The sequence below is a fragment of the Micromonospora sp. ATLC20 genome (assembly GCF_057196585.1).
In genome coordinates, this window is sequence record NZ_JBXUOV010000214.1 from 1 (window position 1) to 9023 (window position 9023).

7 protein-coding genes, 3 tRNA genes and 1 pseudogene are annotated in these 9023 nt (G+C 73.7%); 3 read left to right on the plus strand and 8 right to left on the minus strand.

Translation table 11 applies throughout. The features are described 5' to 3' along the window. From AC2CHG_RS27670 to leuC, 4 genes and pseudogenes are all read right to left on the minus strand, one after another. Positions 1-1223 (minus strand): annotated as a pseudogene (locus tag AC2CHG_RS27670) (endonuclease/exonuclease/phosphatase family protein); the annotation flags it as partial. 136 nt (positions 1224-1359) lie between these two features. Continuing rightward, a complete protein-coding gene (locus tag AC2CHG_RS27675) occupies positions 1360-1971 on the minus strand; it encodes an HU family DNA-binding protein (RefSeq protein ID WP_262014749.1) in 612 nt (203 codons plus the stop codon). A 159-nt stretch (positions 1972-2130) separates the two neighbouring features. After that, the gene (gene leuD, locus AC2CHG_RS27680) at positions 2131-2718 is read right to left on the minus strand and encodes a 3-isopropylmalate dehydratase small subunit (RefSeq protein WP_262014748.1); all 588 of its coding nucleotides are present in this window, start codon (positions 2716-2718) and stop codon (positions 2131-2133) included. 15 nt (positions 2719-2733) lie between these two features. Next, on the minus strand, positions 2734-4176 hold the full coding sequence (gene leuC, locus AC2CHG_RS27685) for a 3-isopropylmalate dehydratase large subunit (RefSeq protein ID WP_262014747.1): 1443 nt from the start codon (positions 4174-4176) through the stop codon (positions 2734-2736). A gap of 49 nt (positions 4177-4225) precedes the next feature. On the opposite strand from leuC, the gene AC2CHG_RS27690 reads away from it, so the two are divergent. After that, positions 4226-4912, plus strand: a complete 687-nt coding sequence (locus AC2CHG_RS27690) for an IclR family transcriptional regulator (RefSeq protein ID WP_013284529.1) — start codon at positions 4226-4228, stop codon at positions 4910-4912. A 147-nt stretch (positions 4913-5059) separates the two neighbouring features. Here the strand turns inward: AC2CHG_RS27690 and AC2CHG_RS27695 are convergent. The 4 genes from AC2CHG_RS27695 to AC2CHG_RS27710 all read right to left on the minus strand — a co-directional run bounded on the left by AC2CHG_RS27695 (position 5060) and on the right by AC2CHG_RS27710 (position 6415). After that, positions 5060-5132: transfer RNA gene (locus AC2CHG_RS27695), tRNA-Glu, on the minus strand. Positions 5133-5283: 151 nt separating this feature from the next. Next, a tRNA-Glu gene (locus AC2CHG_RS27700) sits at positions 5284-5356 on the minus strand. A 76-nt stretch (positions 5357-5432) separates the two neighbouring features. Then, positions 5433-5504, minus strand: a tRNA-Gln gene (locus AC2CHG_RS27705). 107 nt (positions 5505-5611) lie between these two features. Then, on the minus strand, positions 5612-6415 hold the full coding sequence (locus AC2CHG_RS27710) for a fumarylacetoacetate hydrolase family protein (protein WP_013284528.1): 804 nt from the start codon (positions 6413-6415) through the stop codon (positions 5612-5614). A gap of 215 nt (positions 6416-6630) precedes the next feature. On the opposite strand from AC2CHG_RS27710, the gene AC2CHG_RS27715 reads away from it, so the two are divergent. Both AC2CHG_RS27715 and AC2CHG_RS27720 read left to right on the plus strand, forming a co-directional pair. Then, the gene (locus AC2CHG_RS27715) at positions 6631-8115 is read left to right on the plus strand and encodes a hypothetical protein (protein WP_194799671.1); all 1485 of its coding nucleotides are present in this window, start codon (positions 6631-6633) and stop codon (positions 8113-8115) included. 34 nt (positions 8116-8149) lie between these two features. Beyond that, on the plus strand, positions 8150-9023 hold an 874-nt coding region (locus tag AC2CHG_RS27720), incomplete at its 3' end, for a 3-methyladenine DNA glycosylase (RefSeq protein ID WP_484525905.1).

The window sequence follows — 9023 nt, forward strand, 5'->3', positions numbered from 1 at the left end:
AGCGGGGGCAGAGGGCCCGCCCCGGGAGGGGGGGGCGCCTGCGGGGCGCGGGGCCGCCCCGCGCCGGGCTGGACGGGCGCGGTAGCCGCCACCAGAGCCACCAGGACGGCCGCGGCGACCGGCGCCCAGCCGTTGGGGTACCCCAGGTCGTAGGCGGCGTAGTAGGCGACCGTGGCCACCGCGAACACCAGCATCCCGAGCGTCGCCGCCCGACCGCGCCGCGTCCCCGCCCGCCCGTCGTCCGCGCCTCGTTCGTCGGTGGCGCCGGCCGGGCCGTCGTCGGCGGCCGTGTCGGTGCGGGCCAGGCAGCCGCCGAGGCCGGCGGCGGTGAGCAGGTACGCCGGGACGAGCAGCCCGGTCACGAACAGCACCGACCCGGCGAGCAGCGCGAGCGGCCACAGCACCCGCGCCACGCGCGCCGGTGCCCGGAACAACGCCGCCGCGAGGAACAGCAGCACCGCGAGCGCGCCCGGCAGGGCACCGTTTCCGGGGCGGACGAGGCCGGGGAAGTCAGGCGATCCGGTGCCGGCGGCGGCGCTCCAGAGCGCCGGGGCGAGCGCCACCTGCCCGGCCAGCAACAGCGCCGGACCGCACAGCAACCAGGCCCGGCGGCCCGGGGTGGGCACGCGCCGCCCGGCGTCGCCGTCCGCCACATCCGTCGCCGGGGCGGCCGTCCGCGCCGCGTCGCCGCGTACCGGAGCGGCGGCCCGGTCCCGCAGTACCGCCACCGAGGCGGCCAGGAACGCCGGCACCAGCAGGGCGCTCAGGCTCCAGGCGAGCACACCGCCGCGCCACACCAGGTCCTCGGTGCCGAGCAGGGCATGCCCGACCGCGTTCCCGGCCAGCCCGAGCGCCAGCCCGGCGACCGGCCTTGGCACCGACGCGGCGATCGCGGCGAGCCAGATCAGGCCGGCGAGCAGTCCGGCGCAGGCCAGCCAGAGCTGGGCCGGGCCGCCGGGTTGCGCGGTCAGCGCCAGCCGGGCCGCCGCCAGCACGCCCGCCGCGGCGAGTCCGACCGGGGCGGCGCCGATGCGGCGTACGAGTGTGGGCGCGGCGAGCGCCAGCACGAACCAGCCGAGCGCGAACGCGCCGAGCAGCTCGGCGGGTGTCTCGGCGGCCTGGCCGAACAGGGTGATGACCGACGGGAGCCAGACGCGGAGCACGTCCAGCAGGACCGCGATACCGAGCGCGAGCGTGAGGGTGGAGAGGTGACGGTGCCGCACGGGGCGCCTCTTCTCGTGACCGACGGGGGTTTTCGGCACGGCGATTCTGCGGGGCGCGACGGCGGGCGGTCAACGGCGTACCCATGCGAAAGGGCGCCCACCGCGAACGGTGGGCGCCCTTTCGTGGGCCGTCCGGTCAGCGCCGGGTGGCGGCCTTCTTGGCCGGTGCCTTCTTCGCGGGCGCCTTCTTGGCCGCCGTGGTCTTCTTCGCCGTGGCGGACTTCGCCGCGGTCGTCTTCTTGGCGGTGGCGGTCTTCTTCGCCGCGGTGGACTTCGCCGCGGTCGTCTTCTTCGCCGCCGTGGTCTTGGTCGCGGCGGCCTTCTTCGCCGGCGCGGCCTTCTTGGTAGCGGTGGTCTTGGTGGCCTTGGTGGCCTTCGCCGCCGTGGTCTTCTTGGCGGCAGCGGTGGTCCGGCCGCCGGTGGCCTTGGCGGCACCGGTGGTCTTCTTCGCGGCGGCGGTGTCCTTCGGCACCTTGCCGCTGGCCACCATCTCCTTGAAGCCCGCGCCCGCCCGGAACGTCGGGACGGAGGTCTTCTTGACCTTCACCGCCTCGCCGGTCCGCGGATTGCGCGCTGTTCGGGCTCCCCGGACGCGCTTCTCGAACGCTCCGAAACCGGTGATCGCCACCTTCTCGCCCTTGGTGACCGCCGCCTGGACCTCAGCGAGAACCGCGTCGAGCGCGGCCGTCGCCGTCTTCCGGTCCCCCAGGCGAACGGCGAGCGCCTCGATGAGCTCGGCCTTGTTCACGACTTCCTCCCGATTGTGCAACTGACTCGACGCGAGCCATTCTGCGCGCACGGTATGCCCTGTGCTGCCTGGACACAAACATTCGGTGGAAAAAAGCCCTTGTGTCGTAACGGATTCGCCCCCACCGGATGCACCGGTGGGGGCGAATAGCGCTTGAGGTCAGGCGATCGAGGGCAGGAACGCCGGCCGGGCCGCCTCGTACGTGCTGATCTCGGACTCGTGCCGGAGAGTGAGTCCAATGTCGTCCAAGCCCTCCATCAGCCGCCAACGGCTGTGGTCGTCCAGCGGGAACGCCCAGGTGGCGTCACCGGCGTGGACCTGACGGGCGGCGAGGTCGACAGTGATCGGCGTGGTCGGCTCGGATTCCACGAGATCCCACAGTTCTTCCACGGCTTTCAATTCCAGCTCGACCGGAAGGAGGCCTTCCTTGAGCGCGTTGCCGCGGAAGATGTCGCCGAAGCGAGGCGAGATGACGGCCCGGAAGCCCCAGTCCCGCAGCGCCCAGACGGCGTGCTCCCGGGAGGATCCGGTGCCGAACTCGGGGCCGGCGATCAGAATCGACGCACCTGAATGGGCGGGATCGTTGAGGACGAATGACGGGTCCTCCCGCCACGCGTTGAACAGACCGTCGGCGAATCCGGTCCGGGTCACCCGCTTGAGGTACACGGCGGGGATGATCTGGTCGGTGTCCACGTTGGATCGGCGCAGCGGCACGGCCGTGCCGGTGTGGGTGGTGAACTTGTCCATCAGTCGGCTGCCCTTCTACAGATCGGCGGGGGCGGCCAGCCGGCCGACCACGGCGGTGGCGGCGGCGACCGGCGGGGACACCAGGTGGGTACGCCCGCCCCGGCCCTGGCGGCCCTCGAAGTTGCGGTTGGAGGTCGAGGCGGAGCGCTCACCCGGCTTCAGCGTGTCCGGGTTCATGCCCAGGCACATGGAGCAGCCGGCGAAGCGCCACTCGGCGCCGGCTTCGGTGAAGACCTTGTCCAGCCCCTCGATCTCGGCCGCCTCGCGGACCGCGGCGGAGCCGGGGACCACGAGCATGCGTACGCCGTCGGCGACCCGGCGCCCGCGCAGCACCTCGGCGGCGGCCCGCAGGTCCTCCAGGCGGCCGTTGGTGCAGGAGCCGACGAACACCACGTCCACCGCGAGGTCGCGCATCGGGGTGCCCGGGGTGAGGTCCATGTACTCCAGCGCGCGACGGGCGGCGACCCGCTCCGGCTCGGTGACGAAGTCCTCCGGGTCCGGCACGGTGGCGCCCAGCGGCACGCCCTGCCCGGGGTTGGTGCCCCAGGTGACGAACGGCGTGATCCGGCTCGCGTCGAGCGTGACCTCGGTGTCGAAGGTCGCCCCCTCGTCGGTGGGCAGCGTCCGCCAGTACTCCAGCGCCGCGTCCCAGTCGTCGCCCTGGGGCGCGTTGGGCCGCCCCTTCAGGTACGCGAACGTGGTCTCGTCCGGCGCGATCATGCCGGCCTTGGCGCCCCACTCGATGGACATGTTCGCGATCGTCATCCGCCCCTCCATCGAGAGGTCGCGGATCGCCTCGCCCCGGTACTCGACGATGTGCCCGCGCCCGCCGCCGGTGCCGACCTGCGCGATCAGCGCGAGCACCAGGTCCTTGGCGGTGACGCCGGGCGCCAGCTCGCCGACCACGTTCACGGCCATGGTCTTCGGGCGGGCCTGCGGCAGCGTCTGCGTGGCCAGCACGTGTTCGACCTCACTGGTGCCGATGCCGAACGCCAGCGCGCCGAACGCGCCGTGGGTGGCGGTGTGCGAGTCGCCGCACACGATCGTCATGCCGGGCTGGGTGAGGCCGAGCTGCGGGCCGATGACGTGCACGATGCCCTGGTTCTCGTCGCCCAGCGGGTGCAGGCGGACGCCGAACTCGGCGCAGTTGCGGCGCAGCGTCTCGATCTGGGTGCGGGAGGTGGGGTCCGCGATCGTGAGCAGGTCGCCGCGCCGGGAACGGAACGCCGGGTCGTCGTACCCGGTCGGGGTGTTGTGGTCCTCGGTCGCGATCGTCAGGTCGGTACGGCGGACCCCACGCCCGGCCAGACGCAGCCCGTCGAACGCCTGCGGGCTGGTCACCTCGTGCAGCAGGTGCAGGTCGATGAAGAGCAGGTCCGGCTCGCCGGCGGCGGAGCGGACCACGTGTGCGTCCCAGACCTTCTCGGCCAGGGTCCTCGGTTGAGTGACTCCCACCATCTGGACATCCTAAATTCTGGGAGGTAAATTTCGGCTTGTGGGACACAGTATGAGCGGTGTCGGCGTTCTCGACAAGGCGGTGGTCATCCTGGCCGCCTGTGTCGACGGCGCCAGCCTGGCCGAACTCGTTGAACGCACCAAGCTGCCCCGGGCCACCGCGCACCGGCTGGCACAGGCGCTGGAGATCCACCGGATGCTCGTCCGGGACACCCAGGGGCGCTGGCGCCCGGGTCCACGCCTGGGCGAGTTGGCGAACGCGGCCCCGGACGTGCTCCTGACCGCCGCCGAGCCGCTGCTCGCCGCGCTACGGGACGCCACCGGCGAAAGCGCCCAGCTCTACCTGCGCCGCGCCGACGAGCGGATCTGTGTGGCCGCCGCCGAGCGCGCCAGCGGCCTGCGGGACACCGTCCCGGTCGGCTCGGTGCTGCCGATGACCGCCGGCTCGGCGGCGCAGATCCTGCTCGCCTGGGAGCCCCCGGAGGCGGTCATGCCGCTGCTCCCCCGCTCCAAGTTCACCGGCCGCACGCTGGCCGAGGTGCGGCGGCGCGGGTGGGCGCAGAGCGTCGCCGAGCGGGAGGCGGGTGTGGCGAGCGTCTCGGCGCCGATCCGCGACCGCACCGGCCGGGTGATCGCCGCGATCAGCATCTCCGGCCCGATCGAGCGCCTCGGCCGCCGCCCCGGCGAACGCCACGCCATGGCCGTGGTCCGAGCCGGCCAGCGCCTCTCCGGCCTCTGACCCACCCACCCACCCCCTTCCCGTTGATCATGAAGTTAGCGGCAATTTTGATCCCCGACTGCCGCTAACTTCATGATCAACGGGGCGGGCACGGGCGGGGAATGCGAACGGCCCGCCTCGCGGAGCGAGACGGGCCGTTCGTGGGTGTAGCCCCGACCGGATTCGAACCGGCGCTACCGCCTTGAGAGGGCGGCGTCCTGGGCCGCTAGACGACGGGGCCAGGCACTTTTCGTGCTTCACCACCCTGCCGGGCGGTGTGGCAGTAGTCTAGCGGCATCCCGCGCGGCACCACCGCCGGGGGGCACCCCCTGCACACGTGCACCGGACAGCAGAAAGCCCGCCCCGGAAAACGGGACGGGCTGTCGGTGCTGTAGCCCCGACCGGATTCGAACCGGCGCTACCGCCTTGAGAGGGCGGCGTCCTGGGCCGCTAGACGACGGGGCCAGAACCTTCATTGCACTCCGCCAGCGTGAACTGCCGGAATCCAGCGTCCGAGGGCTCTCACGAACCCTCGGTTGCGCTGGGGTACCAGGACTCGAACCTAGACTAACTGAACCAGAATCAGTCGGGCTGCCAATTACCCCATACCCCATTGGCCCCTTGCGGCGCCGGGAATGAACTTTACCCTCCCGGTGCCGACAGGCCAAATCCAACCCCTCGAAACCCACCTGACCAGCGGAAACGAGGCATCGGAGCGGATCAGGCGACAGGGACCACCGGGTTGCTCAGCTCCCCGATCCCCTGGATCCGCACGGTGACCGTATCCCCCTCGGTGAGCGGGCTAACCCCCGCCGGCGTGCCGGTGAGGACCACGTCGCCGGGCAGCAGCGTCATCACGTGCGAGATGTACGACACCAGGCCCGGTACGTCGAACACCATGTCCTTGGTCCGGCCGAGCTGACGTACCTCCATCTCCTCCGGGTTGCGGCCCACCTCACACCGGATCTCCAGGTCGCTCACGTCGAGCCCGGTGGTGATCCACGGCCCGATCGGGCAGAACGAGTCGAAGCCCTTGGCGCGGGTCCACTGCCCGTCGGAGCGCTGGAGGTCCCGCGCGGTGACGTCGTTGGCGCAGGTGTAGCCGAAGATGGCCCGTTCGGCGGCGGCCCGGTCGGCGCGGCGGGCGCCGGGGGCGCCGATCACCACGGCGAGTTCCGCCTCGTGCTCGACCTGCTTGGAGAAGATCGGCAACCGGATGGCATCGCGGGGGCCGATCACCGAGGTGGACGGCTTGAGGAACAGCAGCGGCTCCTTCGGCACCTCGCTGCCGTGCTCGGCGGCGTGTTCGGCGTAGTTACGGCCGACACACACCACCTTGCTGGGCAGGATCGGCGACAGCAGCCGGACGTCGGAGAGCGCCCAGCGGGCGCCGGAGAACTGGATCTGCCCGAACGGGTGGCCTTCGATCTCGGCGATGGTCAGGCCCTGCGGCCCGGCCTCCGGCTCGCCCTCGACGACCCCGAACGACATTCCCTTGGCATGAGCGAAACGAGCGATACGCACCCGGCCAATCTATCCCCGCCCGCGGGCCGCCCGGCGGACACCGGCAGGCGGCACGCCCCGGCCGCCGCGCGCCACACCCTCACCGGCGCCGGCGGCACCGGATCGGCAAGGGCCGGACAGGGTACGCGCGATCGCGCCGGACGGGGCGGGAATGGCGGCTTCGTACCCGCCCGGCGGTCCCCGGCCCATAGCTTCGGGTCCGGAGGTTCGTTGGTATGCCTGCATCGAGACGACACCAGAGGGCCCTGGCAGTGTTCGTGAACTGCCTCGGCGTCATCGCCGCCGTACCGGCGCTGTCCCCGGCGACGCCCGGCGCGGCCGCCGCCCCCGCCCGTCCGGCCCCGGCACCGGCTGTCATCCCCGGCGCCGCGGCCACCCCGATCCCGACCGGCGTGCCGGCGGTGCCCCCGGCGGTGCCGACCACCGGCCCGGCACCGGTCCGGCCGTCGATGCCCCCGGTCAGCGTGGCGGTGGGCGCGTCGGGCACCCCGGCGCCGGGCTACCGGATCGAGGTCCGCAACGCCGGCACCTCGCCCGTCGACACGATGGTCCGGCAGGAGCTGCCGAACGGGTCGCGGGCCACCACGGTGACCGGCGGCGGCCGGGCCAGCCGGCCCGCCGGGATGAGCGCCGGTGAGGTGACCTGGCGGCTGCGGCTGCCGGCGAAGAGCACCACCACGCTGCACACCGCGCTGTCGGTCCCCGGTCCGGGCCGCTCGGTGACGGCCCCCACCTGCGTCTACGGCTCGGACGGCACGCGCCCGTTCGACTGCGCCACGGCGACCTGGGTGGGCGCCGCGACGGCCCCGGCGGCGCAGGTCACCGCCGCCCCGGCCTGGCGGCGGCCGCCGGTGCTGCTCGCCGCGTTCACCGCGCTGCTGGTGGTCACCGCCGGCGTGCTGTGGTGGGCGGTGTGGCGCCGCCGCCGGCGCACGGCGGCGGGACGCGCCGCGACTCCCTCCGGTACGCCCGGAGGCGGCGCCATGCACACCGGCGCCCCGGGAAGCGGCGTGCCCGGCCCGGGCGTGCCGGGCGGAGCCGAGCCCGGCCGGGCCGGCCCTGGCCAGGGCGGAGCGGGCCACGGCGTGCCGGGCCACAGCGGGCCGGCCGAGCGCGGAACCGTCTATCCGCGTACGGCGGTGCCGTCGCCCGCGAGCCGTCGTCGCCGGCCGCCGGTGTGGCTCGTGGTCGGCGTGGCGGCGGCTGTGCTGGCCGGTGTGGTCGGCGCGGCGGCCTGGTCGGCCACGCAGCGGGTGGCCGCGATGGACACCACCAAGCAGCCGACGAGCGGCGCGTGGGTGGGCAGCAGCGTCACCGGCGCGCTGGGCCAGCCGCTGCGCGAGACCGCGTTCGAGTTCACCGTCTACCGGCTGAGCTGCGGCGCCGACGTCCTGCCGCCGGCGCCGGGTGGTGGCCGGCCGTGCCTGGCCACGGTCGGGGTGCGCAATCTCACCAACGAGGACCAGACCTGGCACGGGCAGTTGCAGCGGGCGTACCTGCCCAGCGGCAACTGGGTCGCCGCCGACGAGGACGCCACCCGGGTGGCGAACCTGGGCCGGGACGTCTTCTCCCAGCCGGTGGCCGCCGGGCGGCGGGTGCTGCTGCCGCTGGTGTTCACCATGCGCGGCGACGAGCCGCCGAAACGGCTGGAGCTGCGTAGCGGCGTCTTCTCGGCGGGCGTGCGGGTGGACGTGGCGTGATCCGGGCACGGGCGGCGGTCGTACCCTGGGGTGTGTGACCGCCGCCCTCGCCCCCGCGCTCGACCTGGCCGACTGGCAGGCGCGCCGGCACGCCCACGAGGCGCGGGTGGACGCCTGGCTGACGCCGCACCTGGAGCGCCGCCGCACCGGGGTGAAGCACCCGGTGGAGGACTTCCTGTTCACCTACTACTCCCACCGCCCGGCGCAGTTGCGCCGCTGGCACCCGGGCGCGGGCGTGGTGCTGCGCGACGCCGACCCGGCCGGTTTCGGCCCGGACTACACCGCGGGCGCCGCCGGGCTCACCCTCGACACCGATCGGGTACGCGCGCGGCGCGCCGAGTCGATCGCCTGGATCCGTTCGCTGCTCGCGGCGACCGCCGGACGCCCGGCGCAGTTCGGCTGTTTCGGTATGCACGAGTGGGCGATGGTCTACCGGCAGACCCAGGAGCAGGTACGCCACAACGCCTGGCCGCTGCGGCTGAGCCCGGCGGAGACGGCGGCTGTGGTCTCCGAGCGCGGCGTGCGGTGCAGCCACTTCGACGCGTTCCGGTTCTTCACCGCGCCGGCCCGGCCGCTGAACGTGCTCCAGCCGACCCGGGAGGGCCAGCACGCGCTGGAGCAGCCGGGCTGCCTGCACGCCAACATGGATCTCTACAAGTGGGCGTACAAGCTGTCGCCGCTGGTGCCGTCGGAACTGGTGGCGGACTGTTTCGCGCTGGCCCGGGAGATCCGGGCGCTGGACATGCGGGCCAGCCCGTACGACCTGGCCGACCTGGGTTACCCGCCGGTGCGGGTGGAGACGCCGGAGGGCCGGGCCGAGTACGCCACGGCCCAGCGCGGGTTCGCCGAGCGGGCCGCCGGGTTGCGCGCCCGGCTGCTGGCCGCGCTGGACCGGGCCGTGCCGGCCG